General features: G+C 57.0%; 26 protein-coding genes. 19 read left to right on the forward strand and 7 right to left on the reverse strand.

All coding sequences use genetic code 11. The annotated features are described in order from the left end of the window. Nucleotides 1–11: 11 nt before the first annotated feature. The 10 genes from agaV (at nucleotide 12) to IMQ56_RS21155 (ending at nucleotide 10,782) form a co-directional block, all read left to right on the forward strand. On the forward strand, nucleotides 12–485 hold the full coding sequence (gene agaV, locus IMQ56_RS21110) for a PTS N-acetylgalactosamine transporter subunit IIB (RefSeq protein ID WP_003861728.1): 474 nt from the start codon (nucleotides 12–14) through the stop codon (nucleotides 483–485). Between the two features lie 10 nt (nucleotides 486–495). Beyond that, nucleotides 496–1,275, forward strand: a complete 780-nt coding sequence (agaW, locus tag IMQ56_RS21115) for a PTS N-acetylgalactosamine transporter subunit IIC (protein WP_003861730.1) — start codon at nucleotides 496–498, stop codon at nucleotides 1,273–1,275. Then, nucleotides 1,265–2,143: a PTS N-acetylgalactosamine transporter subunit IID gene (gene agaE, locus IMQ56_RS21120; RefSeq protein ID WP_017693933.1), complete on the forward strand. Its 879-nt coding sequence runs from the start codon at nucleotides 1,265–1,267 to the stop codon at nucleotides 2,141–2,143. The genes agaW and agaE overlap by 11 nt, the downstream gene beginning before the upstream one ends. Nucleotides 2,144–2,160: 17 nt before the next feature. Beyond that, nucleotides 2,161–2,595 (forward strand): PTS galactosamine/N-acetylgalactosamine transporter subunit IIA, encoded by a 435-nt coding sequence (gene agaF, locus IMQ56_RS21125; RefSeq protein WP_017382441.1) that lies wholly within the window; start codon nucleotides 2,161–2,163, stop codon nucleotides 2,593–2,595. Then, nucleotides 2,592–3,725: an N-acetylglucosamine-6-phosphate deacetylase gene (gene nagA / locus IMQ56_RS21130; RefSeq protein WP_017382442.1), complete on the forward strand. Its 1,134-nt coding sequence runs from the start codon at nucleotides 2,592–2,594 to the stop codon at nucleotides 3,723–3,725. The genes agaF and nagA overlap by 4 nt, the downstream gene beginning before the upstream one ends. A 246-nt stretch (nucleotides 3,726–3,971) precedes the next feature. After that, nucleotides 3,972–5,117, forward strand: a complete 1,146-nt coding sequence (locus IMQ56_RS21135; RefSeq protein ID WP_196063907.1) for an SIS domain-containing protein — start codon at nucleotides 3,972–3,974, stop codon at nucleotides 5,115–5,117. A 12-nt stretch (nucleotides 5,118–5,129) separates the two neighbouring features. Next, nucleotides 5,130–6,002, forward strand: coding sequence for a tagatose-bisphosphate aldolase subunit KbaY (gene kbaY / locus IMQ56_RS21140; RefSeq protein ID WP_045339958.1), 873 nt, complete (start codon nucleotides 5,130–5,132; stop codon nucleotides 6,000–6,002). 117 nt (nucleotides 6,003–6,119) lie between these two features. Next, nucleotides 6,120–7,691: a maltose/glucose-specific PTS transporter subunit IIBC gene (gene malX, locus IMQ56_RS21145; RefSeq protein WP_196063908.1), complete on the forward strand. Its 1,572-nt coding sequence runs from the start codon at nucleotides 6,120–6,122 to the stop codon at nucleotides 7,689–7,691. 12 nt (nucleotides 7,692–7,703) lie between these two features. Next, entirely contained in the window at nucleotides 7,704–8,876 is a 1,173-nt protein-coding gene (locus IMQ56_RS21150; RefSeq protein ID WP_149603890.1) for a PatB family C-S lyase, read from the forward strand. A gap of 16 nt (nucleotides 8,877–8,892) precedes the next feature. Then, the gene (locus tag IMQ56_RS21155; RefSeq protein WP_062938515.1) at nucleotides 8,893–10,782 is read left to right on the forward strand and encodes a hypothetical protein; all 1,890 of its coding nucleotides are present in this window, start codon (nucleotides 8,893–8,895) and stop codon (nucleotides 10,780–10,782) included. 67 nt (nucleotides 10,783–10,849) lie between these two features. On the opposite strand, the gene rsmI is transcribed toward IMQ56_RS21155, so the two are convergent. Next, nucleotides 10,850–11,713: a 16S rRNA (cytidine(1402)-2'-O)-methyltransferase gene (gene rsmI / locus IMQ56_RS21160; protein ID WP_045907594.1), complete on the reverse strand. Its 864-nt coding sequence runs from the start codon at nucleotides 11,711–11,713 to the stop codon at nucleotides 10,850–10,852. Nucleotides 11,714–11,774: 61 nt separating this feature from the next. Between rsmI and IMQ56_RS21165 the strand changes: the two genes are divergently transcribed. From IMQ56_RS21165 to dolP, 4 genes are read left to right on the forward strand one after another with little or no spacing between them, the layout of a single operon-like run. After that, a complete protein-coding gene (locus IMQ56_RS21165) occupies nucleotides 11,775–13,913 on the forward strand; it encodes a penicillin-binding protein activator (protein WP_196063909.1) in 2,139 nt (712 codons plus the stop codon). Beyond that, nucleotides 13,871–14,266: a YraN family protein gene (locus IMQ56_RS21170; protein ID WP_017382447.1), complete on the forward strand. Its 396-nt coding sequence runs from the start codon at nucleotides 13,871–13,873 to the stop codon at nucleotides 14,264–14,266. Before IMQ56_RS21165 ends, IMQ56_RS21170 begins: the two co-directional genes overlap by 43 nt. 21 nt (nucleotides 14,267–14,287) lie before the next feature. Then, nucleotides 14,288–14,878 (forward strand): DnaA initiator-associating protein DiaA, encoded by a 591-nt coding sequence (gene diaA / locus IMQ56_RS21175; RefSeq protein WP_003861754.1) that lies wholly within the window; start codon nucleotides 14,288–14,290, stop codon nucleotides 14,876–14,878. A 9-nt stretch (nucleotides 14,879–14,887) separates the two neighbouring features. Beyond that, nucleotides 14,888–15,463: a division/outer membrane stress-associated lipid-binding lipoprotein gene (gene dolP / locus IMQ56_RS21180; RefSeq protein ID WP_006812102.1), complete on the forward strand. Its 576-nt coding sequence runs from the start codon at nucleotides 14,888–14,890 to the stop codon at nucleotides 15,461–15,463. 49 nt (nucleotides 15,464–15,512) lie between these two features. On the opposite strand, the gene IMQ56_RS21185 is transcribed toward dolP, so the two are convergent. Both IMQ56_RS21185 and IMQ56_RS21190 read right to left on the reverse strand, forming a co-directional pair. Then, complete coding sequence (locus tag IMQ56_RS21185; RefSeq protein ID WP_017693924.1) at nucleotides 15,513–16,550, reverse strand: permease; 1,038 nt, start codon at nucleotides 16,548–16,550, stop codon at nucleotides 15,513–15,515. Between the two features lie 40 nt (nucleotides 16,551–16,590). Beyond that, nucleotides 16,591–17,235: an NAD(P)H-binding protein gene (locus IMQ56_RS21190; RefSeq protein ID WP_023304489.1), complete on the reverse strand. Its 645-nt coding sequence runs from the start codon at nucleotides 17,233–17,235 to the stop codon at nucleotides 16,591–16,593. Nucleotides 17,236–17,363: 128 nt separating this feature from the next. Between IMQ56_RS21190 and IMQ56_RS21195 the strand changes: the two genes are divergently transcribed. Further along, nucleotides 17,364–17,882 carry a type 1 glutamine amidotransferase domain-containing protein gene (locus IMQ56_RS21195; RefSeq protein WP_015571965.1) on the forward strand — a complete coding sequence of 173 codons (519 nt, stop codon included), beginning with the start codon at nucleotides 17,364–17,366 and terminating at the stop codon, nucleotides 17,880–17,882. Here the strand turns inward: IMQ56_RS21195 and IMQ56_RS21200 are convergent. Next, nucleotides 17,862–18,296 carry a YhbP family protein gene (locus IMQ56_RS21200; protein ID WP_015571966.1) on the reverse strand — a complete coding sequence of 145 codons (435 nt, stop codon included), beginning with the start codon at nucleotides 18,294–18,296 and terminating at the stop codon, nucleotides 17,862–17,864. The two genes, IMQ56_RS21195 and IMQ56_RS21200, sit on opposite strands and share 21 nt — an antisense overlap. A gap of 14 nt (nucleotides 18,297–18,310) precedes the next feature. On the opposite strand from IMQ56_RS21200, the gene IMQ56_RS21205 reads away from it, so the two are divergent. After that, entirely contained in the window at nucleotides 18,311–18,640 is a 330-nt protein-coding gene (locus IMQ56_RS21205; RefSeq protein WP_003861768.1) for a GIY-YIG nuclease family protein, read from the forward strand. Here IMQ56_RS21205 and IMQ56_RS21210 read toward each other — a convergent pair. Further along, the gene (locus tag IMQ56_RS21210) at nucleotides 18,627–19,130 is read right to left on the reverse strand and encodes an N-acetyltransferase (protein WP_015571968.1); all 504 of its coding nucleotides are present in this window, start codon (nucleotides 19,128–19,130) and stop codon (nucleotides 18,627–18,629) included. The genes IMQ56_RS21205 and IMQ56_RS21210 overlap by 14 nt on opposite strands. Beyond that, nucleotides 19,124–19,648 (reverse strand): SCP2 domain-containing protein, encoded by a 525-nt coding sequence (locus IMQ56_RS21215; RefSeq protein WP_003861771.1) that lies wholly within the window; start codon nucleotides 19,646–19,648, stop codon nucleotides 19,124–19,126. Before IMQ56_RS21215 ends, IMQ56_RS21210 begins: the two co-directional genes overlap by 7 nt. A gap of 221 nt (nucleotides 19,649–19,869) precedes the next feature. Between IMQ56_RS21215 and IMQ56_RS21220 the strand changes: the two genes are divergently transcribed. From IMQ56_RS21220 to IMQ56_RS21230, 3 genes are all read left to right on the forward strand, one after another. Continuing rightward, the gene (locus IMQ56_RS21220; RefSeq protein ID WP_003861773.1) at nucleotides 19,870–20,865 is read left to right on the forward strand and encodes a peptidase U32 family protein; all 996 of its coding nucleotides are present in this window, start codon (nucleotides 19,870–19,872) and stop codon (nucleotides 20,863–20,865) included. A 7-nt stretch (nucleotides 20,866–20,872) separates the two neighbouring features. Then, nucleotides 20,873–21,751 carry a U32 family peptidase gene (locus tag IMQ56_RS21225; protein ID WP_023295495.1) on the forward strand — a complete coding sequence of 293 codons (879 nt, stop codon included), beginning with the start codon at nucleotides 20,873–20,875 and terminating at the stop codon, nucleotides 21,749–21,751. Nucleotides 21,752–21,829: 78 nt separating this feature from the next. Then, nucleotides 21,830–22,837: an LLM class flavin-dependent oxidoreductase gene (locus IMQ56_RS21230; protein ID WP_006812112.1), complete on the forward strand. Its 1,008-nt coding sequence runs from the start codon at nucleotides 21,830–21,832 to the stop codon at nucleotides 22,835–22,837. Nucleotides 22,838–22,926: 89 nt separating this feature from the next. Here the strand turns inward: IMQ56_RS21230 and mtr are convergent, their stop codons facing one another. Further along, nucleotides 22,927–24,171, reverse strand: a complete 1,245-nt coding sequence (gene mtr / locus IMQ56_RS21235; protein ID WP_032655224.1) for a tryptophan permease — start codon at nucleotides 24,169–24,171, stop codon at nucleotides 22,927–22,929. Nucleotides 24,172–24,309 lie beyond the last annotated feature (138 nt).

Raw genomic sequence — 24,309 nt, forward strand, 5'->3', positions numbered from 1 at the left:
AGGAAAACGCTATGCCAAACATTGTCTTATGCCGCATTGATGAACGCCTGATCCACGGTCAGGTGGGCGTACAGTGGGTGGGGTTTGCGGGGGCGAACCTGGTGCTGGTGGCAAATGACGAGGTTGCAGACGATCCGGTTCAGCAAAACCTGATGGAGATGGTGCTGGCGGAAGGCATCGCCGTGCGTTTCTGGTCCCTGCAAAAAGTGATCGACAACATTCATCGCGCCGCCGACCGGCAGAAAATTCTGCTGGTCTGTAAAACACCGGCTGATTTTTTAACGCTGGTCGAGGGCGGCGTGCCCATCACCCGTATTAACGTCGGAAATATGCATTACGCCAGTGGCAAACAGCAAATTGCCAAAACGGTATCTGTAGACGCGAACGATATCGCCGCGTTTAACGGCCTGAAGGCGGCCGGAGTGGAATGCTTCGTTCAGGGCGTTCCAACAGAGACTGCTTTGGATCTCTTTAAACTGCTCTGAGGGATTCACAATGGAAATCAGTCTGTTGCAGGCTTTCGCGCTGGGGCTTCTCGCTTTTATAGCGGGCCTGGATATGTTTAACGGCTTAACACACATGCACCGTCCGGTGGTACTCGGGCCACTGGTTGGCCTGATTCTGGGCGATTTGCACACCGGAATTCTGACCGGCGGTACGTTAGAACTGGTCTGGATGGGACTCGCGCCGCTGGCGGGCGCGCAGCCGCCAAACGTGATTATCGGCACCATCGTTGGCACCACATTTGCCATTACTACAGGCGTGAAGCCGGATGTCGCCGTTGGGGTCGCCGTGCCGTTTGCCGTGGCGGTTCAGATGGGGATCACCTTCCTCTTCTCGGTGATGTCCGGCGTGATGTCCCGCTGCGATCGCATGGCGGCTAACGCAGACACCCGTGGTATTGAACGGGTCAACTATCTGGCACTGCTGGCGCTCGGCGTCTTCTACTTCCTGTGTGCATTTCTGCCCATCTACTTCGGGGCTGAACATGCGAAAACCGCCATTGACGTGCTGCCGGAACGTCTGATCGACGGTCTCGGCGTCGCGGGCGGCATCATGCCAGCGATCGGCTTCGCCGTGCTGCTGAAGATCATGATGAAAAACGTTTACATCCCTTACTTCATTATCGGCTTTGTCGCCGCGGCCTGGCTGAAACTCCCGGTGCTGGCGATTGCCGCGGCTGCGCTGGCGATGGCGCTGATCGACCTGCTGCGCAAATCGCCTGAACCCACGGCGCCTGCGGCCCAGAAAGAGGAATTTGAAGATGGCATCTAATCACACCACCCTGCCGGGCGTGTCTGAAAGTGAAGAGACACTGCTGACCGGCGTGAATGAAAACGTCTACGAAGACCAGAGTATTGGCGCTGAGCTAACGAAAAAGGATATTAACCGTGTCGCCTGGCGTTCCATGCTGCTACAGGCCTCGTTTAACTACGAGCGTATGCAGGCCTCCGGCTGGCTGTATGGGCTACTGCCCGCGCTGAAAAAGATCCACACCAATAAGCGGGACCTGGCGCGCGCCATGAAAGGCCATATGGGCTTCTTCAACACCCACCCGTTCCTGGTGACCTTCGTCATCGGCATTATTCTGGCAATGGAGCGTTCCAAGCAGGATGTGAACAGCATCCAGAGCACTAAAATTGCCGTCGGCGCACCGCTCGGTGGCATTGGTGACGCCATGTTCTGGCTGACCCTGCTGCCCATCTGCGGGGGGATTGGCGCCAGCCTGGCGCTACAGGGATCCATTCTTGGCGCGGTGGTCTTTATCGTGCTGTTTAACGTGGTGCATCTCGGCCTGCGTTTTGGTCTGGCGCACTATGCCTACCGAATGGGTGTCGCCGCGATCCCGCTGATCAAGGCCAACACCAAAAAGGTTGGTCATGCTGCGTCCATTGTCGGGATGACAGTGATTGGTGCGCTGGTGGCAACCTATGTGCGCCTGAATACCACACTCGAGATTAAAGCCGGGGATGCGGTCGTCAAACTGCAAACCGATGTGATCGACAAACTGATGCCCGCCTTTCTGCCGCTGGTCTATACCCTGACCATGTTCTGGCTGGTACGCCGTGGCTGGAGCCCGCTGCGCCTGATTGGTATCACCGTGGTGCTGGGCGTTGTCGGTAAATTCTGTCACTTCCTGTAATAAGCAAAGAGGTTGCGATGTTAGGCATTATTTTGACGGGTCACGGCGGTTTTGCCAGCGGGCTGGAACAGGCGATGAAGCAAATCCTCGGCGAACAGCCGCAGTTTATCGCCATCGATTTTCCGGAAAGCTCCACCACTGCGCGGCTGACCGCGCAGCTTGAGCAGGCAGTGAATGAACTGGATGCAGAGCACGATATCGTGTTTCTCACCGATCTTCTCGGCGGTACGCCGTTTCGTGTGGCCTCTACCCTCGCGATGCAGCGCCCCGGCAGCGAAGTGATCACCGGCACCAATCTCCAGCTTTTGCTGGAGATGGTTCTGGAGCGCGACGGGTTAAGCAGTGAAGCCTTTCGTTTGCAGGCGCTGGAGTGCGGCCATCGCGGCCTGACCAGCCTGGTGGATGAACTTGCACGCTGTCGCGAGGAAGCGCCCGCCGAGGAAGGGATATGAGCCAGCTGCTGCGCGCGCGTCGTCTGCTGACCGGGCAGGGCTGGCTGGATGACCATCAGCTGCGTATGGATAGAGGCGTCATCACCGCCATCGAGCCGATTCCGGCAGGGGTTAACACCCGTGAGGCAGACCTGCTTTGCCCGGCATACATTGATATCCACGTCCACGGCGGCGCGGGTGTGGATGTGATGGATGATGCGCCCGACGTGCTGGACCGGTTAGCCATGCACAAAGCGCGTGAAGGCGTGGGGGCGTTTCTGCCTACCACCGTCACCGCTCCGCTGGAGGCGATCCATGGCGCGTTACGGCGCATTGCCCGGCGCTGTCATGCCGGTGGCCCCGGCGCGCAGATCCTGGGCAGCTATCTGGAAGGCCCGTACTTTACACCGCAGAACAAAGGGGCGCACCCGCCAGAACTGTTTCGCGAACTGGATCTCGCGGAACTTGATGAGCTGATTGCGGTTTCGCAGAACACGCTGCGGGTGGTGGCGCTTGCTCCGGAAAAAGTGGATGCCCTGAAGGCGATCCATCACCTCAAGCAAAAAGGGATACGCGTCATGCTGGGCCACAGCGCCGCTACATACGCGCAAACCCTGGCCGCATTTGATGCAGGCGCAGCCGGGCTGGTGCACTGCTACAACGGCATGACGGGGTTACACCACCGGGAGCCCGGCATGGTTGGCGCCGGGCTTACGGACCCACGCGCGTGGCTGGAGCTTATTGCCGACGGGCATCACGTTCATCCTGGAGCCATGCGGCTATGTTGTTGCTGCGCGAAGGATCGTACGGTGCTGATTACCGATGCCATGCAGGCGGCGGGTATGCCTGATGGGCGCTATACGTTGTGTGGTGAAAATGTCGAGATGCAGGGCGGCGTTGTCCGCACGGCCTCAGGCGGGCTGGCGGGCAGCACGCTCGCGCTGGATGCCGCCGTGCGAAATATGGTGGAGCATACGGGGATCGCCCCAGAAAACGCAATCCATATGGCCTCGCTGCATCCTGCTCGTCTGCTCGGTATGGATCACCTGCTGGGAACGTTAGCGCCAGGCAAACGCGCCAATGTTCTTGCGCTGGATGCGGGTTTACACCTCCGGCAGATCTGGATCCAGGGTCAGGCTCTTTCCCTGTAGCCCCTTCACAGTGTGCCCTGTTGGCCTTACGGAAGACGATCGTAAGGCCTTTCTTTTCCTTTCCTTGATTTTCGCCTTTCCTTTCGCGATCACACTTTTCGTTTTATTTCTTTTTCGCCATTGAACTTTCGATTTCTTTTCTATAAATTTTATTTAACTGCTAAAGTGAACAAGTGAAACGAAACGAAAGATAGCGACACATTTGCCAGCGTCTGATGTGGAATTCACACGACTAAGGACTGAGTTATGCCACAAACCACTATCGCCACCACCGGCACCTGGACCGAAAAAGAGATCCGCCAGCAGCCAGCCAGCTGGCTTCGCTCGCTCAACAATATTGATAATCTGCGCGCGTCGATCGACAGTTTTCTGACGCCACTGTTGCGCAAGCCCGATCTGCAGATCGTTCTGACCGGCGCGGGTACGTCTGCTTTTATCGGCGACATCATTGCGCCATGGCTTGCCAGCCACACGGGGAAAAACATCACCGCGATACCTACGACCGATCTGGTCACCAACCCGATGGATTATTTCAGCCCTTCGCACCCGCTGCTGCTGGTCTCTTTCGCCCGTTCTGGCAATAGCCCGGAGAGCGTCGCCGCCGTTGAGCTGGCGAATCAGTTTGTACCGGAGTGCTACCACCTGTCGATCACCTGTAATGAAGCAGGCAGCCTGTACCAGAATGCCGTCGACAGCGATAACGCCTGCGCTCTGCTCATGCCAGCCGAAACGCACGATCGCGGGTTCGCGATGACAAGCAGCATCACCACCATGATGGCGAGCTGCCTGGCGGTATTCGCACCGGAAACGATCAACAGCAAAACGTTCCGCGACGTGTCCGATCGCTGTCAGGCGATCCTCACATCGCTTGGCGATTTCAGTCCCGGCGTCTTTGGTAACGAACCGTGGAAACGCATTGTTTATCTGGGCAGCGGTGGATTACAGGGCGCCGCACGGGAGTCTGCGCTGAAGGTGCTGGAGCTGACAGCCGGCAAGCTGGCGGCATTCTACGATTCGCCAACGGGTTTCCGTCACGGGCCTAAGTCGCTGGTAGACAACGAAACGCTGGTCGTCGTGTTTGTCTCCAGCCATCCGTATACGCGTCAGTACGATCGGGATCTGCTCGCCGAGCTGCGACGCGATCGTCAGGCTATGCGCGTGGTAGCCATTGCAGCCGAAACGGATCCGGTCATTGAAGCTGGCCCGCATATCCTGCTGCCGCCTTCCCGTTCATTTAACGATATGGAGCAGGCGTTCTGCTTCCTGATGTACGCCCAGGTCTTCGCACTGACCCAGTCTCTGCACGTTGGCAATACGCCGGATACGCCATCCGCCAGCGGTACGGTTAACCGTGTGGTCCAGGGCGTCGTTATTCATCCGTGGCAGGCTTAAGAGGACAGGCTCATGAGTATTATTTCTACCAAATATCTTTTGCAGGACGCACAGGCGAAGGGCTATGCCGTTCCGGCCTTTAACATCCATAACGCCGAGACGATCCAGGCGATCCTCGAAGTCTGTAGCGAAATGCGATCGCCGGTGATCCTCGCGGGTACGCCGGGGACGTTTAAACATATTGCGCTGGAAGAGATCTACGCCTTATGCAACGCATATTCCCTTACTTATGACATGCCGCTGGCGCTACACCTCGATCACCACGAATCGCTGGACGACATTCGCCGCAAAGTCCATGCCGGCGTACGTAGCGCAATGATCGACGGTAGCCATTACCCCTTCGAACAAAACGTCAAGCTGGTGAAATCGGTCGTCGATTTCTGCCACCTCAACGACTGTAGCGTCGAGGCCGAACTGGGCCGACTGGGCGGAGTGGAAGATGACATGAGCGTCGACGCCGAAAGCGCGTTCCTGACCGACCCGCAGGAAGCAAAACGCTTTGTCGAAATGACAGGCGTGGACAGCCTCGCCGTTGCCATCGGTACCGCGCACGGTCTTTATACCAAACGCCCAAAAATCGACTTCCAGCGGCTGGCCGAGATCCGCGAGGTAGTGACAGTGCCGCTGGTGCTGCACGGTGCGAGTGATGTGCCGGATGAGGATGTGCGCCGCACCATTGAGCTGGGCGTCTGCAAAGTTAACGTCGCAACAGAGCTGAAAATCGCCTTCTCTGACGCAGTCAAAGCCTGGTTTGCCGAGAACCCACAGGGCAACGATCCGCGCTTCTACATGCGCGTCGGCATGGATGCCATGAAAGAGGTGGTCAGAAGCAAAATCACCGTTTGCGGCTCGGCGAACCGGCTGCTGCTTGCGGCTGAAGCCTGAACCCATTGCGCATAACGTTAGTACCTAAAAAAATAACTATAAGCCTCGCAAATATGAAGGCGCGTCCTTAAGCCGGACAGCGCCTTCCATTATCCTAAAAATCCGAGGAGTCCCTACATGACACAGGAAAAGTCGTTTAAATCGAAAGCGTGGGAGTTTTTCCAGAGCCTGGGAAAGACGTTTATGTTCCCGGTCTCACTGTTGGCCTTTATGGGGTTGTTGTTAGGTATCGGTAGTTCTGTCACCAGCCCTTCCACCATCAAAAGTTTTCCCTTTCTGGGCGGCGAGTTAACGCAGCTCACCTTTGGTTTTATCGCCATGGTCGGCGGCTTTGCTTTTACCTATCTGCCGCTGATGTTTGCCATGGCGATCCCGATGGGCCTTGCCAGACGTAATAAAGCGGTTGGCGCTTTTGCCGGATTCGTTGGCTACATGCTGATGAACATGAGCATCAACTACTACCTGACCGCCACCCACCAGCTTGCGGATGCCGCCACCATGAGACAGGTGGGACAATCCATTGTGCTTGGCATTCAAACGCTGGAGATGGGCGTGCTCGGCGGCATTGTGGTAGGGGTGATCACCTACTTCCTGCACGAACGTTTCCAGGACACGGTGCTGCACGACGCGTTTGCCTTCTTTAGCGGCATTCGTTTTGTGCCCATCATTACCGCCCTCACCCTGTCGCTGGTCGGCTTGTTTATCCCCCTGCTGTGGGAATATGTGGCAATGGGCATTGCCGGGATTGGTCATATCATCCAGAGCACCAGCGTCTTTGGGCCGTTCCTGTATGGCGTGGGCGTACTGCTGCTCAAACCTTTTGGCCTGCACCACATCCTGCTGGCGATGGTGCGCTTCACCCCGGCGGGCGGCATTGAGATGGTTAACGGCCAGGAAGTGGCCGGTGCGCTGAACATTTTCTACGCCGAGCTGAAAGCTGGCCTGCCCTTTAGCCCGCACGTTACGGCATTTTTATCGCAAGGGTTTATGCCGACATTTATCTTCGGCCTGCCTGCCGTGGCTTACGCTATCTACCGCACCGCGCGCCCGGAAAACCGTCCGGTGATTAAAGGGCTGCTGCTTTCAGGCGTGCTGGTTTCAGTTGTCACGGGTATTTCAGAGCCGATTGAGTTCCTGTTCCTGTTTATTGCCCCTGTGCTTTACGTGTTTCATATCGTTATGTCTGGCCTGGCGCTGATGGTGATGGCGCTGCTCGGCGTCACCATCGGCAACACCGACGGCGGCATTCTGGATCTGCTGATCTTCGGCGTCATGCAGGGGATGTCGACCAAATGGTATCTGCTGTTCCCGGTGGGTATTGCCTGGTTTGCTATCTACTTCTTCGTCTTCCGCTGGTACATCCTCAGGCACGATATTAAAACGCCGGGCCGTGAGGTTGACGCGCAGGGTGCGCTCCAGGCGGTGGAAGCCAATACCCGGGCACGTGGAAAATCGAAATACGATCATGGGCTTATTCTTCGCGCGCTTGGCGGTAAAGAGAATATTGAGTCGCTCGACAACTGCATTACCCGCTTACGTCTGGTGGTAAAAGATATGGGGCTTATCGACCAGCAGGCGCTGAAGGCCGCGGGCGCCTTGTCAGTAGTGGTGCTTGATGCCCACAGCGTTCAGGTGATCATCGGTCCGCAGGTGCAGAGCGTCAAATCCGGCATTGAAGCCTTAATTTAACAGGGGGTCGTTGTGTTTGATTTCGACAGAATCATTGAGCGTAAAAGCGATAAATGCCGTAAATGGGATCATACGTATGTTTGCTCGCGTTTCGGTGATGTCCCGGAGGGATTTATCCCGCTGTGGATAGCAGACATGGATTTCACCTCGCCACCCGCTGTGATTGAAGGCTTCCAGCGCATCGTGGAGCATGGCACCTTCGGTTACACCTGGTGCTTCGACGAATTCTACGATGCGGTCATCGCCTTCCAGCGCACCCGTCATCAGGTTGAGGTGCATAAGTCATGGATCACCCTGACCTACGGCACCGTTTCCACGCTGCACTATACGGTTCAGGCGTTCTGCAAACCCGGCGACTGCGTGATGATGAACACCCCGGTGTATGACCCGTTTGCGATGGCGACACAGCGACAGGGAGTGCAAGTACTTGCTAACCCGCTAAGTGTGGAAAATAACCGTTATCAACTTGATTTTAATCGGGTGGAAGAGCAGCTACGAACACACCGCCCCACCCTGTGGTTCTTCTGCTCGCCGCATAACCCCTCGGGCCGAATCTGGCGCGCGGATGAGATACGTCAGGTGTCCGATCTCTGTAAGCGCTACGGCACGATTCTGGTGGTTGATGAGGTTCACGCCGAGCACATTCTGGACGGTACATTCGTCAGTTGTCTGACTTCGGGCTGTGCCGCCCAGGACAACCTGATTGTGCTGACCTCCCCCAATAAAGCCTTCAACCTTGGCGGGCTAAAAACATCCTACTCAATGATTCCAGACGATTCGCTGCGCCAGCGTTTCCGCCAGCAGCTGGAGAAGAACTCCATTACCTCGCCCAATATCTTCGGCGTGTGGGGAATTATTCTGGCTTATCAGCAAGGTCTGCCATGGCTCGACGCGCTGAATGGTTATCTGCGCGGCAATGCCCGCTACCTTGCGGATGCCATCCAGACCCATTTCCCTGCATGGAAGATGATGAACCCGGAGTCGTCGTATCTCGCCTGGATAGACGTCAGTGCGGACGATCGCAGTGCGACGGCGCTAACTCAACATTTCGCAAAACAGGCTGGCGTGGTCATTGAAGATGGCAGCCACTACGTACAAAACGGCGAAAACTACCTGCGTATTAACTTCGGCACCCAGCGCTACTGGCTGGAACAGTCCATCAACCGAATGCTGAAGCATTACTGATAAGGATCTTACCCCGATGAAAAAAATGCTCACTCTCTCGCTGCTGACTCTCTGTGTTTCTCATGGCGCGGCGGCAGCAAACTACGCGCTCAGTAACGACAATATTGCCCTTTCGTTTGATGATGCAAACGCAACGGTAGTGGTAACGGACAGCAAAGCTAACCATCCGATCACGCCCCAGGAGTTGTTCTTTCTGACGCTACCGGATGAAACAAAAATCCACACCGCTGATTTCAAAATCAAGCACGTCGAAAAGCAGGACAATGCGATAGTCATCGACTTTACGCATCCGGATTTTAACGTAACGGTGAAACTGAACCTGGTGAAGGGAAAATACGCCAGCATCGGCTACACCATCGCCGCCGTCGGGCAGCCCCGGGACGTAGCGAAAATTACCTTCTTCCCGACGAAGAAGCAGTCTCAGGCACCTTACGTTGACGGGGCGATTAACAGCTCGCCAATCGTGGCCGACTCGTTCTTCATCCTGCCAGACAAACCGATTGTGAATACTTACGCTTATGAAGCCACCACGAACCTCAACGTGGAGCTGAAAACGCCAATTCTGCCTGAGACACCGGTTAGTTTTACCACCTGGTTCGGCACTTTCCCGGAAACTAATCAGCTGCGCCGCAGCGTAAACCAGTTTATCGATGCCGTGCGTCCACGGCCTTATAAGCCTTACCTGCACTACAACAGCTGGATGGACATCGGCTTCTTTACTCCTTACTCCGAGCAGGATGTCATTGGGCGGATGGACGAATGGAATAAAGAATTTATTGCCGGACGCGGGGTGGCGCTGGACGCGTTCCTGCTGGACGATGGCTGGGACGATCGCACCGGACGCTGGCTGTTTGGCCCGGCATTCAGCAACGGTTTTGGCAAAGTCAGGGAAAAAGCCGACAGCCTGCATAGCTCGGTTGGGCTGTGGCTTTCACCGTGGGGCGGTTACAACAAGCCGCGCGATATTCGCGTCTCGCATGCAAAAGAGTATGGTTTCGAAACCGTAGACGGCAAGCTGGCGCTGTCGGGGCCGAACTACTTTAAAAACTTTAACGATCAGATCATTAAGCTGATCAAAAACGAGCACATTACCTCGTTCAAGCTCGACGGAATGGGTAACGCCAATTCGCATATCAAGGGCAGCCCATTTGCATCGGATTTTGACGCGTCCATTGCCCTGCTGCACAACATGCGCAGCGCAAATCCGAACCTGTTTATCAACCTGACCACCGGCACCGACGCCAGCCCGTCCTGGCTGTTCTATGCTGATTCAATCTGGCGTCAGGGCGATGATATCAACCTGTACGGCCCCGGCACGCCAGTGCAGCAGTGGATGACCTACCGCGATGCCGAAACCTGGCGATCCATCGTGCGTAAAGGTCCGCTGTTCCCGCTGAACTCACTGATGTACCACGGGATCGTCAGCGCAGAGAACGCTTACTATGGACTCGAGAAAGTGCAAACAGACAGCGATTTTGCCGATCAGGTCTGGAGCTACTTCGCAACCGGAACTCAGCTTCAGGAGCTGTACATTACGCCGTCCATGCTGAATAAGGCGAAGTGGGATACCCTGGCGCAGGCGGCGAAATGGTCGCGTGAGAATGCCAGCGTGCTGGTGGATACTCACTGGATTGGCGGTGACCCAACTTCGCTTGAGGTTTACGGCTGGGCCTCATGGAGTAAAGACAAAGCGATTTTTGGCTTACGCAACCCATCGGATAAGCCGCAACGTTACTTCCTGGATTTAACCAAAGATTTTGAGATCCCGGCAGGAGAGCGTTCGCAGTTTACCCTGAAAGCCGTGTACGGCAGTAATTCGACCGTACCAGAGGAGTATAAAAACGCTGTGGTGATTACGCTGCAACCGCTGGAAACGCTGGTGTTTGAGGCGATGCCGGAGAAATAGTGAGGCTTTGACACGGTGTAGGCCGGGTAAGGCGAAGCCGCCACCCGGCAAAACAGGCGGCAGGGGCTTACTCCCCCTGCTGCTCCAGCGCATATTTATACAGCGCATTTTTCTTCACGCCGTGGATCTCCGCCGCCAGCGCCGCCGCTTTTTTCAGGGGGAGTTCAGCCTGTAGCAGGACCAGCGTACGCAGCGCATCGGCAGGCAGAGCGTCTTCCTGCGCTTTGTGGCCTTCAACAATCAGCACCATTTCGCCCTTGCGGCGGTTTTCATCCTCTTTCACCCACGCCAGCAGTTCGCCAACCGGCGCACCGTGAATAGTTTCCCACGTTTTGGTCAGCTCGCGCGCCAGCACCACATAGCGGGCTTCTCCCCAGACGGTCACCATATCTTCCAGGCTTTCCAGCAGACGGTGGGTTGATTCGTAGAAGATCAACGTACGCGGTTCAGCTTCCAGATCCTTTAACACATCGCGACGGCCTTTGGATTTAGCAGGCAGGAAGCCTTCGTAGCAGAAACGATCGGACGGCAGACCCGCAGCGCTTAACGCCGCAATCGCCGCGCACGGCCCCGGCAGCGGCACAACGCGGATGCCTGCTTCCCGGCAGGTGCGTACCAGATGGTAGCCCGGATCGTTGATCAGCGGCGTTCCCGCATCGGAGACCAGCGCGATGTTCTGCCCTTCTTTAAGCTTCGCCACCAGCGTTTCGGCTTTTTGTTGCTCATTGTGATCGTGCAGGGCAAACAAACGGGCGTTGATGGCAAAGTGTTGTAGCAGTAAACCGGTATGACGGGTGTCTTCAGCCGCAATTAAATCAACAGCTTGCAATACGGTGAGCGCACGTTGGGTAATATCAGACAAATTCCCGATAGGAGTAGGTACAATATAAAGCTGGCCTTGAGAATTATCTGCCGTTTCGTGTTGTTTCATTGTTTCGTCCGTATTGCCGATTTAATATTGAGCATTGCGTAAAAAAATCACTGGATACAGTATGGTACCGTTAACGTTTCTTCGAAAAAAAGCCGCGCACAGCGTGCCCCTCCTGCTGGCAGCCCTGATCTTTACCGGCTGCGGCACCCAGGCACCTGACCAGAGCACTGCTCATATGCAGGGATCCGCTCAGGCTGATTCTGGCTTTTATCTGCAACAAATGTCGCAGAGTACAAATGATACCAGGATCAACTGGCAATTACTCGCCATTCGTGCACTGCTGAAAGAAGGGAAAACCCAGCAGGCCGCCGAGCTGTTCAGCCAGTTGCCGCAGGATCTTAACGACACTCAGCGCCATGAGCAGACGCTGCTGTCGGCAGAACTGAAGGTCGCGCAAAAAGATTACGACGGCGCGAAGAAGATCCTCGGCAACATCGATCTCAGCACGCTGGATAAAAACCAGCAGGCCCGTTTCTGGCAAGCCGGTATCACCGCTGAGCAGGATCGCCCTTCCCTGACGCTACTCCGCGCGCTGATTGCCCAGGAGCCTCTGCTCGCGGGTGCGGACAAGCAAAAAAATATTGACGCAACCTGGCAGGCGCTCGCCTCCATGACCCAGGATCAGGCCAAGGCGCTGGTAATCAACGCTGATGAAAATGTCCTGCAAGGCTGGCTGGATCTGCAACAGATGTGGTTCAACAACCGCAGCGATCCGAACATGCTGAAAGCCGGCATTACCGACTGGCAAAAGCGTTACCCGCAAAACCCGGGAGCGAAAATGCTGCCAACGCAGCTGGTGAACGTGCAAAACTTTAAGCCCGCCTCCACCAGCAAAATCGCCCTGCTGCTGCCGTTAAACGGTCAGGCTGCGGTGTTTGGTCGCGCCATTCAGCAAGGTTTTGAAGCCGCGAAAAACGGCACCACCGCCGTCAGCGGCAGCGCGGTTCCGGCGCAGGCTGCACAGGCGGCGAATGTGAATGACGTTGTCAGCCCGTCCGCCGCCGAAACCAGCGACCTGACCACCGCGCAAACCCCTGCGCAGGGCACCATGCAGAATCCGGTTACTGCCCCAACGACGCAGCCTGCTACCCCAGCGCCTGCGGCAACACAGGCCCCGGCTGAAACACCGGCACCCGCGACGGCAGAACAACCTCAGCCGCAAACCGAGCAGCCGGAACAGCAGCCATCAGCCCAGCCGCAGGCTGTGGTCACCACCAGCGCTAACCCTGGTGCAGAGTTGAAAATCTACGACACCAGCGCCCAGCCGCTTGACCAGGTGCTGGCGCAGGTTCAGCAGGACGGGGCCAGCATCGTTGTCGGCCCGCTGTTGAAAAACAACGTGGAAGCGCTGATGAAGAGCAACACCACGCTGAACGTGCTGGCGCTTAACCAGCCTGAGCAGGTTCAGAACCGCGCCAATATCTGTTACTTCGCCCTCTCTCCGGAGGATGAAGCCCGCGATGCGGCCCGCCATATTCACGAGCAGGGCAAGCAGGCGCCGCTGCTGCTGATCCCACGCAGCACGCTGGGCGATCGCGTTGCCAACGCGTTTGCGCAAGAGTGGCAGACCCTTGGCGGTGGCGTGGTGTTGCAGCAGAAATTTGGCTCAGCTTCCGAACTGAGAGCGGGCGTGAACGGCGGGGCAGGTATTGCCCTCAACGGTAGCCCGGTATCCGCCAGCCTGCCGCAGCAGCAGAGCGTCACCATCGGCGGTCTGACGATCCCGGCACCACCTACCGACGCGCAAATCAGCGGCGGCGGTAAAGTGGATTCGGCGTACATCGTCGCTACGCCGGAAGAGATCGCCTTTATCAAACCGATGATCGCCATGCGTAACGGCAGCCAGAGCGGTGCAACGCTCTACGCCAGCTCACGCAGCGCACAGGGTACCGCAGGCCCGGATTTCCGTCTGGAAATGGAAGGACTGCAATACAGCGAGATCCCCATGCTGGCAGGCAGCAACCCGCAGTTGATGCAGCAGGCGCTGGGCGCGGTGCGCAATGACTATTCCCTGGCGCGTCTGTACGCGATGGGCGTCGATGCCTGGGCGCTGGCAAACCACTTCACCCAGATGCGTCAGGTACCGGGCTTCGAGCTTAACGGGAATACCGGCGATCTGACCGCCGATCAGGATTGTGTGATTAACAGGAAGTTATCATGGCTCAAATACCAGCAGGGGCAGATTGTCCCGGCCAGTTAAGCCGTAAACAGACCGGCGACGCGTGGGAGTTAAAGGCGCGTCGCTGGCTTGAAGGCAAAGGACTGCGCTTTGTCGCCGCCAACGTTCGCGGGCGCGGCGGCGAGATTGACCTGATCATGAAAGACGGTCAGACCATCGTGTTTGTTGAAGTTCGCTTCCGACAGTCGTCCCGTTTTGGCGGTGCTGCCGCCAGCGTGACGCTCGCCAAACAACAAAAATTATTACAGACTGCCCACTTGTGGCTTGCCCGCCATAATGGGAGTTTTGATACTGTGGATTGCCGTTTCGATGTGGTAGCCTTCACCGGAAATGCGATCGACTGGCTTAAAAACGCGTTTGGCGAAGACGCATAAATAAGATTTTAAAGGGATACCGTGCTCGAACGAATTAAAGTGTGCTTCACAGAAAGCATTCAAACGCAGATTGCCGCGGCGGAAGCCCTTCCGGACGCGATCTCGCGTGCAGCGATGACGCTGGTTCAGTCGCTGCTCAACGGCAACAAAATCCTCTGTTGTGGCAATGGCACGTCCGCTGCTAACGCACAGCATTTTGCTGCCAGCATGATCAATCGCTTCGAAACCGAGCGCCCGAGTTTACCTGCCATTGCACTAAACACCGATAACGTGGTCTTAACTGCGATTGCCAACGATCGTCTGCATGACGAAATCTACGCCAAGCAGGTGCGCGCCTTAGGCCATGCCGGAGACGTGCTGCTGGCGATCTCCACGCGCGGTAACAGCCGGGATATCGTTAAAGCGGTTGAAGCGGCAGTGACCCGGGATATGACGATTGTCGCCCTGACCGGTTACGACGGCGGTGAGCTGGCTGGCCTGCTGGGGCCGCAGGATGTGGAGATCCGCATTCCTTCGCACCGTAGCGCCCGCATCCAGGAGATGCATATGCTCACGGTGAACTGCTTATGCGATCTGATCGATAACACGCTTTTCCCTCACCAGGATGATTAAGGAGTTCTCATGAAGGTTTTATCGGCCCTTGCAGTCGTGATGTCTGCATTACTGCTTCAGGGATGCATCGCTGCCGCTGTAGTCGGCACCGCAGCGGTCGGCACCAAAGCAGCGACCGATCCGCGTACCGTTGGGACGCAGGTGGATGACGGTACGCTTGAGCTGCGCGTAAACAGTGCGCTGTCGAAAGACGAGCAGATCAAGAAGGAAGCACGCATCAACGTGACGGCTTATCAGGGCAAAGTGCTGCTGGCAGGCCAGGCGCCAAATCCTGAACTCGCCTCGCGCGCCAAACAGATCGCGATGGGTGTGGAAGGCACGGCGGAAGTGTTTAACGAGATCCGCCAGGGCCAGCCGATTGGTCTCGGCACCGCGTCATCTGATACCTGGATCACCACCAAAGTGCGTTCCCAGCTGCTGGGTACCGACCAGGTGAAATCCTCAAACGTGAAAGTGACCACGGAGAACGGCGAAGTATTCCTGCTGGGTCTGGTGACGGAACGTGAAGGGAAAGCGGCGGCGGATATCGCCAGCCGGGTGAGCGGCGTGAAACACGTCACCACCGCCTTTACTTACATTAAGTAATTACCACCTGACTACAGGCCCGGTAAGCGCTAGCGCCGCCGGGCTTTTTTCACACAAGCGCCATACTCCCCACAATAACTCCGCTCAACGCCACCAGCCCCGCAGTCAGCCACAGCGCTTTCGCCGGGAATGACTTACGCAGCATGATAAGCGACGGCAGGCTCACCGCCGGCAGCGTGATGAGCAGCGCCAGCGCCGGTGCGGTCCCCATACCAGCCATCATCATGGTCTGAATAATCGGGATCTCCGCCGCGGTTGGGATCACAAACAGGCACCCGGCCACCGCCATCGCAATCACCCACATCAGCGTGTTGTCGATAGCGCCATCCGCATGCGGGAACAGCCAGACGCGCGCCGCCCCCAGCACCAGTACGGCCAGGATATAGACCGGAATGGTGCTCCAGAAAAGCTGCCACAGCGCTTTGCCCCAGCGAGCAAAGAAATTGCCCTGCGGCTCGCTGACGTCCAGCTCAACGGAGGCAGGCCCGGCCTCGTTGTCTTTCACCAGGTGCTGCACCAGCGTAGCGACAAGCACCACCGTCAGCAGGCCAGCCGCCAGACGGATAAACGCGAAATGCCAGCCGAGAACGAAGCCCATAAATACCAGCGTTGCCGGGTTCAGCAGGGGGTTACCCATCCAGAAGGCAAGCGCGCCGCCCATCGACACGCGCTGTCGGCGCATACCCGCCGCCACCGGTGCGGCGCAGCAGGAGCACATCATGCCCGGCAGGGAGAAAATCGTCCCCAGCAGCGTGCCCTGCAAGCGCGGCTGTCCCAGGGTTTTCACCAGCCAGTTACGCGGGATAAGTACCTGAATCAGCGAGCCCAGCAATACGCCCAATACCGCCGCTTTCCAGACGGCAAGAAAATAGACCATGGCGTAATCCCACGCCGCGCGTAGCGGGCTGGAATCGGCCTGCGCGAGAATCGATTTACCGATGCTGTGGGTGTCGGCGGCGGTGAAGGCTTTACCGTAGTACGGCTGCCATTTCACATACCAGAGGCCAATGATGACCACGAGAAAGAAGAGTGCGGGCTTCCACCACTGAACAGGTGTTGCCGCCTGAGATGAAGACTGACCAGTCATACCATTCCCCGGAAGGTGTTATTTAATAAGCCGGGGAAGTTTACGCCTCGCCCTGCGCGATTTCACGCAGTTTTGCCGAAGGGATAATATTAACCCCCTCCTGCGACGGAGCCAGCGCCTCTTTTAGCATCGCCAGCGCGACATCCCGCGCCTCGATGGACTTCCAGTTACCCGGCAGGATGCGAAACAGCGGAGCGAAAAAAGACTCGTTAAAACGACGTTCGTCACGGTGCCCCATCAGCATGGAAGGCCGCGCGATGGTCAGGCGCTCCCATTTCTGCGCGATTAACGCCTCTTCCATTTTGCCCTTCACCTGGTTGTAAAAAAACGGCGAGCCTGCGTTCGCGCCGTGCGCACTGACCACCAGGAAATGTTTTGCGCCCAGCTTTTTCGCCGTCAGGGCGGTATCCACCACCAGTGTGTAATCCGCATGGACAAAAGCTTCTTTACTGCCCGCTTCCCGTCGGGTGGTACCAAGGCAGCAAAAGGCGATATCAATGGGATCCTGCACCTGCGCCAGCGCGTCGGTGAGCTGTGGATCGTGCGGGTTATAGACGCCGGTGATATCCAACAGCGGGCGACGCGTCGGGGCGGCGATATAATTGATATGCCGATCCTGGATCAGCAGCCGCAGCAGATGTCCACCCACCAGCCCGGTTGCGCCGGTAATCAGTACCTGACTCATCTTATCCCCTTTACAGAATTGTCCGTTTGCGTTCTGGGCCTGCTCTACCACACTTAAAAGTCTGTTACCGGTAAGTATTTACCACAAACGGGAAAAAAACAGTCTGAAGCGAAAACAACGGAGGAAGCATGGGTAAAAAAATCGCAGTCTTGATTACCGACGAGTTTGAAGATTCAGAATTTACGTCGCCAGCAGAGGCATTCCGCAAGGCGGGCCACGAGGTGGTCACCATCGAGAAAGAAGCGGGTAAAACCGTGAAGGGCCATAAGGGCGAAGCCAGCGTGACCATTGACGAATCCATTGATAACGTCAGCCCGTCGGATTTCGACGCCCTGCTGTTACCGGGCGGTCATTCACCGGATTCCCTGCGCGGAGACGAGCGTTTCGTCACCTTTACCCGTGACTTCGTCGGCACCGGTAAACCGGTATTTGCCATTTGCCACGGTCCGCAGCTGCTGATCAGCGCCGAGGTGGTACGCGGGCGTAAGCTCACCGCGGTGAAGCCGATCGTTATCGATCTGAAAAACGCGGGAGCCGAGTTCTACGATCAGGAAGTGGTGAACGATAACGATCAGCTGATCACCAGCCGTACACCGGACGATCTGCCAGCGTTTAACCGTGAAGCGCTACGCCTGCTCGGCGCGTAACCAGTGCAGCTTCTTGCCAAAGCCCAGGGTGTTGTCGGTAAATTTCAGCTCATCAAGGCGGATTTCCCACACCGGGGCTTTTAGCGCCGCGGCCACCGGGAAGCGGCGCGTATAGCGTTTACGTTGCGCGTCGCTCTCCTCACCTTCCAGGCGACGAATTTCGCCTTTAAACTGGACCCCGCGGATCAGCGCAACGGTTTTAGGCTGACCGTTTACCGTGCCCGCCACTTTTGCCCGCTGGCCCGTCATCTGCGCATGCCGCGTTTTATCTTCGCTCATCACGTAAAAGGCCACGCGCTCGGGATCGTAGTAATAAAAGGCATTTGCGCACCACATCTCCTCGTCTTTACAGACGCACCAGGTCACGACATGCTGCTTTGCCAGCCAGCGGTTAATGGCGGCCAGTGTTTCCATTTTCGCTCTCTCTCATGCTATGGTGCGTTCACCTTAACATACTGAATCTGTTTACCGTGTGCTGGTTTCTCTATCTTGTCCGAACCGCTGATAACGCACTCTACACCGGGATCACTACCGATGTGGCACGGCGTTTTTTACAACATCAAACGGGGAAAGGGGCGAAAGCACTGCGGGGGAAAGGTGAACTTCAGTTAGCGTTTTCAGCCGCCGTGGGCGACAGATCCCTGGCGCTCAGGCTGGAATACCGCATCAAGCAGCTGACGAAGCGCCAGAAAGAGCGTCTCGTCAACGGGGATGGCTCTTTCGAGGCGCTACGCGAAAGCCTGCTTAAAAACGATTGAAATGATCGTGGTACTCCACCAGACCGGTAACGCCGTCGAGCGCATCATCCGCCAGAGGATGCACCAGGAAAGACGTTTCCGTGCCCGGCCAGTGGCAGCGCAGATCGTATCTGGACGCTGGCTTAAAACCTAAACGTTCGTAGAACGCCGGATCGCCCAGAACGACGACAGCGGCATAGCCAAATTCATTCAGTGAATCCAGCCCTTCATAGACCAGCTGGCGCGCCAGGCCCTGGCCACGGTAGTTTTCATCCACAGCCAGCGGCGCCATGCCGACCCACTGTAACTCTTCACCCTGCACAATCACCGGGCTGAAGGCCACGTAGCCGACCACCTGCCCTTCATCGTCGGTGGCAACCAGGCCCAGCGTAATCAGGCCATCTTCGCGAAGATCGTGAACCAGTTGGGCTTCGGCGTCGCCTGCAAAAGAGCGGCGTAACAACGCATCGATACCCGGCGCATCAATCCCAATTTCGACTCGAATCAGCATGGCTCACCTACTGAAGTGTGTTTACTGTCCGGCGGGGTTTTTAGCCCGGCCTCAACGAAATCTGCCATTTGCATCAACATCATACGCAGCGCTTTCGGCATCTGCTCCAGCTCAATGGCATCCATTAAATTTTTGACGTACAGACCGAGCTCCGTGTCGCCTTCAATCACCAGACGACGCTGGAAGAAGAGGGTGTCCGGATCCTGTTTGCGCGCGGCGATCATCAGCAGATCGCTGGCATCCGCGCTAAAGCTGACATCCGCCTCGGCGGTTTCACGGACGATCAGCCGATCGTTCTCAACGGAAGTAAACCAGCGCAACCCGATATCGCGCACTTCAATCTTTAACCAGCGGCCTTCCAGAAACTCCAGCTCACCGTCCTGTAGCGCCTGGCGGAACTGCCAGCTCAGTACCTGTTCCAGCACCTGGCGTTTAAGCGCGAACGGCGCCAGTTTTACCGGCACGCTCAGCATTGATGGACCAAATTGTACGAGACGTGAACGCAGTTTATCCAGCACGAGCTTTACTCCCTGATAGCTATAGTCCTGCTATTTTGCCATATCCCGACAAGAAGATAGCGGCGTAAATCAACAAACCGTTGTCCGGTATACCTCATTATTGGTGCCATCAATACGCCATTAGCTGCCTTAAATCAAAAATTGTCGCGTATGGGTTAATTAAAATCCCAGCTCGTTAACATTTTTTACGATCCCTGCGATCGACAACATCGGGATAAATTATGGAGCTGCTCTGCCCTGCCGGAAACCTTCCGGCGCTTAAGGCGGCCATCGAAAATGGGGCCGATGCGGTCTATATCGGGCTGAAAGATGATACCAACGCCCGCCATTTTGCGGGTCTTAACTTTACGGAGAAAAAGCTTCAGGAAGCCGTTAACTTCGTTCACCAGCACCGGCGCAAACTGCACATCGCCATCAATACCTTTGCCCATCCTGATGGCTATGCCCGCTGGCAGCGCGCCGTGGATATGGCGGCCCAGCTGGGCGCCGATGCGCTGATCCTGGCCGACCTCGCCATGCTTGAGTATGCGGCAGAACGTTATCCGCATATTGAGCGCCACGTCTCTGTTCAGGCATCGGCCACCAATGAAGAGGCCGTGCGTTTTTATCATCGACACTTTGACGTAGCCCGCGTGGTGCTGCCGCGCGTGCTCTCTATTCATCAGGTTAAGCAACTGGCGCGCGTCACGCCAGTGCCGCTGGAGGTTTTTGCCTTCGGCAGCCTGTGCATCATGGCCGAAGGCCGCTGCTATCTTTCTTCCTATCTCACCGGGGAATCGCCAAATACCGTCGGCGCCTGCTCGCCTGCCCGCTTCGTTCGCTGGCAGCAAACGCCGCAGGGACTAGAGTCACGCCTGAATGACGTGCTGATTGACCGCTATCAGGACGGTGAAAACGCGGGCTATCCGACACTGTGTAAGGGCCGCTATCTGGTGGACGGCGAGCGCTACCACGCGCTGGAGGAGCCCACCAGCCTCAACACGCTGGAATTGCTGCCGGAACTGCTGGCCGCCAATATTGCCTCGGTGAAAATCGAAGGCCGCCAGCGCAGCCCGGCCTACGTGAGCCAGGTGGCGAAGGTGTGGCGTCAGGCCATCGACCGCTGCATGGCGGACCCGCAAAACTATGCTCCACAAGCGGCCTGGATGGAGACGCTCGGCGCGATGTCCGAAGGCACCCAAACTACGCTCGGCGCGTACCACCGTAAATGGCAGTGAGATAATCATGAAATATTCATTAGGGCCGGTGCTTTACTACTGGCCAAAAGAGACGCTGGAAGATTTTTACCAGCAGGCGGCTAACAGCAGCGCCGATGTGATTTACCTCGGCGAAGCGGTGTGCAGCAAGCGCCGCGCCACCAAAGTGGGCGACTGGCTGGATATGGCGAAAAACCTGGCCGGCAGCGGCAAGCAGGTGGTGCTCTCGACGCTGGCGCTGGTGCAGGCGTCCTCTGAACTGGGCGAACTGAAGCGCTACGTCGAAAACGGTGAGTTCCTGCTGGAGGCGAGCGACCTGGGCGTGGTAAACCTGTGCGCCGAGCGTAAGCTGCCGTTTGTCGCCGGACATGCGCTGAACTGCTATAACGCGGTGACCCTGCGCCTGTTGCTCAAACAGGGGATGACCCGCTGGTGCATGCCAGTAGAGCTCTCCCGCGACTGGCTGGCCAACCTGCTCACACAGTGCGAAGAGCTGGGCATTCGCAACAAGTTTGAAGTGGAGGTTCTGAGCTACGGCCATCTGCCGCTGGCCTACTCTGCCCGCTGCTTTACCGCACGCTCGGAAGACCGTCCGAAAGACGAGTGCGAAACCTGCTGCATTAAGTACCCGAACGGCCGCAGCATGCTGTCGCAGGAGAATCAGCAGGTGTTTGTTCTCAACGGCATTCAGACCATGAGCGGTTACGTCTATAACCTCGGCAACGAACTGGCGTCAATGCACGGGCTGGTGGATATGGTGCGGCTTTCGCCGCTTGATACCGGTGTTTTCGCCATGCTGGACGCCTTCCGCGCCAATGAAAACGGCGCCTCGCCGCTACCGTTGACCGCAAACAGCGACTGCAACGGTTACTGGCGACGTCTCGCCGGGCTGGAATTGCAGGCGTAAAAAAGGCTCACTTTGTTAACAACGGTTATCATTTTTTAATGCAGTATTAAAGATTGACCGTCGACAAAGTGAGCTGTTATGACTGACAAAACCATTCCGTTTTCGGTGCTGGATCTGGCGCCGATTCCACAAGGCTCCTCGGCCAGAGAAGCCTTCACGCACTCTCTCGATCTTGCTCAGCTTGCCGAAAAGCGCGGCTATCACCGCTACTGGCTGGCGGAGCACCACAATATGGTGGGCATCGCCAGCGCCGCCACCTCGGTGCTGATTGGCTATCTGGCGGCGAATACCACCACTCTGCACCTGGGCTCCGGCGGTGTGATGCTGCCGAACCACGCCCCGCTGGTGATTGCCGAGCAGTTCGGGACGCTGAATACCCTTTATCCGGGCCGTATTGATCTAGGGCTTGGCCGCGCGCCGGGCAGCGACCAGCCGACCATGCGCGCCCTGCGTCGCCATATGAGCGGCGATATCGATAACTTCCCGCGCGATGTGGCCGAGCTGGTGGACTGGTTTGACGCGCGGGATCCGAACCCGCACGTGCGTCCTGTGCCGGGGTACGGGGAAAAGATCCCGGTATGGCTGTTAGGCTCAAGCCTGTACAGCGCACAGCTCGCCGCTCAGCTGGGGCTGCCGTTCGCGTTCGCTTCCCACTTCGCGCCGGATATGCTGCATCAGGCGCTGCATCTTTATCGTACGCACTTCAAACCGTCTGAACGTCTGGAGAAGCCGTATGCGATGGTGTGTATCAATATCATTGCCGCCGACAGCAACCGCGACGCGGAATTCCTGTTTACCTCTATGCAGCAGGCATTTGTGAAGCTGCGTCGCGGCGAGACGGGCCAGTTGCCGCCGCCGGTAGAGAATATGCATCAGCTGTGGTCGGCCTCCGAGCAGTATGGCGTGCAGCAGGCTCTGAGTATGTCGCTGGTGGGTGATAAGGCGAAAGTGCGTCACGGGCTGGAGGCGGTGCTGCGTGAAACCCAGGCGGATGAGATTATGGTTAACGGCCAGATTTTCGATCACCAGGCGCGTCTGCATTCGTTTGATTTGGCGATGCAGGTGAAAGAGGAGTTGGTGGGGTAGTTTTTTGCTTTGCCCGGTGGCGCTTCGCTTACCGGGCCTACGGGATCGCGTAGGCCGGATAAGGCGTAGCCGCCATCCGGCACAAAAACTTACTGATATACCGGCAACAGATTAAAACTCGACAGCACGTGCACCACCGCATTGCCGATACCAAATACCAGAATCAGCGCAATCATCGGTTTTCCGCCCCAGACGCGGAATTTCGGGCTGCCGAAGCGCTTACGTGATTTGCGCGCCAGCAGCGCCGGTACAATCGCCGCCCAGATGGTGGCCGCCAGTCCCGCATAGCCGATGGCGTACAGGAAACCGTTCGGCCACAGCAGGCCGCCCACAATCGGTGGCAGGAAGGTCAACAGCGCCGTTTTGAAGCGCCCCATCGCAGAGTCATCAAAACCAAACAGATCCGCCAGGTAGTCAAACAGGCCCAGCGTCACGCCGAGGAATGAGCTCGCCACCGCAAAGTTAGAGAAGACCACCAGAAGCAGATCCAGGCTGCGGCTGTTCAGCACGCCGCTCAGCGCCTGTACCAGCACATCAATGTTACCGCCCTTCTGCGCAATGCCGATAAATTCCGGACGCGGGATGTTACCCATCGTCCCCAGCAGCCAGATCACATACAGCCCTAGCGCCAGCAGCGTGCCGTAAACCAGGCATTTCACGATGGTGCGCGGATCCTTGCCGTAGTATTTCATCAGGCTCGGTACGTTGCCGTGGTAGCCGAACGACGCCAGACAGAATGGCAGCGTCATCAGCAGGTACGGCGTGTAGGAGGTGTTCACTTCCGCATCGTTAAACAGCGTGGCCGGCGTGACGTGCCCCAGCAGGCTGCCGAAGGTCAGAAAGAAGGTGATGACCTTTGCGCCCAGCACGATTGCTGTCATGCGGCTGACCGCTTTGGTGCTCATCCAGACGATAAACGCCACGCCCAGCGCGAAGCAGAGACCCGCCAGACGCGCCGGAACGTTCAGCGACATCTCTGAGAAGGTGTGATGCAGAATCGACCCGCTCGCTGAAATGTACGCGTAGGTCAGGATATAGAGAACAAACGCGATGGACAGCCCGTTCACCAGGTTCCAGCCCTTGCCCAACAGATCCCGGGTGATCGTGTCGAAGCTGGAGCCAATGCGGTAGTTCAGGTTTGCTTCAAGGATCATCAGCCCGGAATGGAGCATGCAGAACCAGGTGAAAACCAGCGCCGCCAGCGACCAGAAGAACCACGCACCGGACATGACCACAGGCAGGGAAAACATCCCGGCACCAATGATGGTTCCGCCGATGATCACCACGCCGCCAAGCAGCGAAGGTGACGTTTGGGTGGTGGTTAGTGTTGCCATGCGGCCTTATCTCCAGTGAAAAATGTGGTTCTGCATTTTAGTGTGTTGCACTGTACCAGTACAAGAGTACAAAAGGAATAAAAAAAGCCCCGATAGCAACTATCGGGGCTGTATATTTTACTTTACGTCAGAAGCGAA

It is taken from the genome of Enterobacter sp. Res13-Sevr-PEC09-46, from assembly GCF_015672585.1.
Classification (GTDB): Bacteria; Pseudomonadota; Gammaproteobacteria; order Enterobacterales; family Enterobacteriaceae; genus Enterobacter; species Enterobacter hormaechei_C.

Coding starts and splice junctions, on each gene's coding strand:
- agaV (WP_003861728.1), top strand. CDS start 12: ATGCCAAACATTGTCTTATGCCGCATTGATGAACGCCTGATCCACGGT.
- agaW (WP_003861730.1), top strand. CDS start 496: ATGGAAATCAGTCTGTTGCAGGCTTTCGCGCTGGGGCTTCTCGCTTTT.
- agaE (WP_017693933.1), top strand. CDS start 1,265: ATGGCATCTAATCACACCACCCTGCCGGGCGTGTCTGAAAGTGAAGAG.
- agaF (WP_017382441.1), top strand. CDS start 2,161: ATGTTAGGCATTATTTTGACGGGTCACGGCGGTTTTGCCAGCGGGCTG.
- nagA (WP_017382442.1), top strand. CDS start 2,592: ATGAGCCAGCTGCTGCGCGCGCGTCGTCTGCTGACCGGGCAGGGCTGG.
- IMQ56_RS21135 (WP_196063907.1), top strand. CDS start 3,972: ATGCCACAAACCACTATCGCCACCACCGGCACCTGGACCGAAAAAGAG.
- kbaY (WP_045339958.1), top strand. CDS start 5,130: ATGAGTATTATTTCTACCAAATATCTTTTGCAGGACGCACAGGCGAAG.
- malX (WP_196063908.1), top strand. CDS start 6,120: ATGACACAGGAAAAGTCGTTTAAATCGAAAGCGTGGGAGTTTTTCCAG.
- IMQ56_RS21155 (WP_062938515.1), top strand. CDS start 8,893: ATGAAAAAAATGCTCACTCTCTCGCTGCTGACTCTCTGTGTTTCTCAT.
- rsmI (WP_045907594.1), bottom strand. CDS start 11,713: ATGAAACAACACGAAACGGCAGATAATTCTCAAGGCCAGCTTTATATT.
- IMQ56_RS21165 (WP_196063909.1), top strand. CDS start 11,775: ATGGTACCGTTAACGTTTCTTCGAAAAAAAGCCGCGCACAGCGTGCCC.
- IMQ56_RS21170 (WP_017382447.1), top strand. CDS start 13,871: ATGGCTCAAATACCAGCAGGGGCAGATTGTCCCGGCCAGTTAAGCCGT.
- dolP (WP_006812102.1), top strand. CDS start 14,888: ATGAAGGTTTTATCGGCCCTTGCAGTCGTGATGTCTGCATTACTGCTT.
- IMQ56_RS21185 (WP_017693924.1), bottom strand. CDS start 16,550: ATGACTGGTCAGTCTTCATCTCAGGCGGCAACACCTGTTCAGTGGTGG.
- IMQ56_RS21190 (WP_023304489.1), bottom strand. CDS start 17,235: ATGAGTCAGGTACTGATTACCGGCGCAACCGGGCTGGTGGGTGGACAT.
- IMQ56_RS21195 (WP_015571965.1), top strand. CDS start 17,364: ATGGGTAAAAAAATCGCAGTCTTGATTACCGACGAGTTTGAAGATTCA.
- IMQ56_RS21200 (WP_015571966.1), bottom strand. CDS start 18,296: ATGGAAACACTGGCCGCCATTAACCGCTGGCTGGCAAAGCAGCATGTC.
- IMQ56_RS21205 (WP_003861768.1), top strand. CDS start 18,311: ATGCTATGGTGCGTTCACCTTAACATACTGAATCTGTTTACCGTGTGC.
- IMQ56_RS21210 (WP_015571968.1), bottom strand. CDS start 19,130: ATGCTGATTCGAGTCGAAATTGGGATTGATGCGCCGGGTATCGATGCG.
- IMQ56_RS21220 (WP_003861773.1), top strand. CDS start 19,870: ATGGAGCTGCTCTGCCCTGCCGGAAACCTTCCGGCGCTTAAGGCGGCC.
- IMQ56_RS21225 (WP_023295495.1), top strand. CDS start 20,873: ATGAAATATTCATTAGGGCCGGTGCTTTACTACTGGCCAAAAGAGACG.
- IMQ56_RS21230 (WP_006812112.1), top strand. CDS start 21,830: ATGACTGACAAAACCATTCCGTTTTCGGTGCTGGATCTGGCGCCGATT.
- mtr (WP_032655224.1), bottom strand. CDS start 24,171: ATGGCAACACTAACCACCACCCAAACGTCACCTTCGCTGCTTGGCGGC.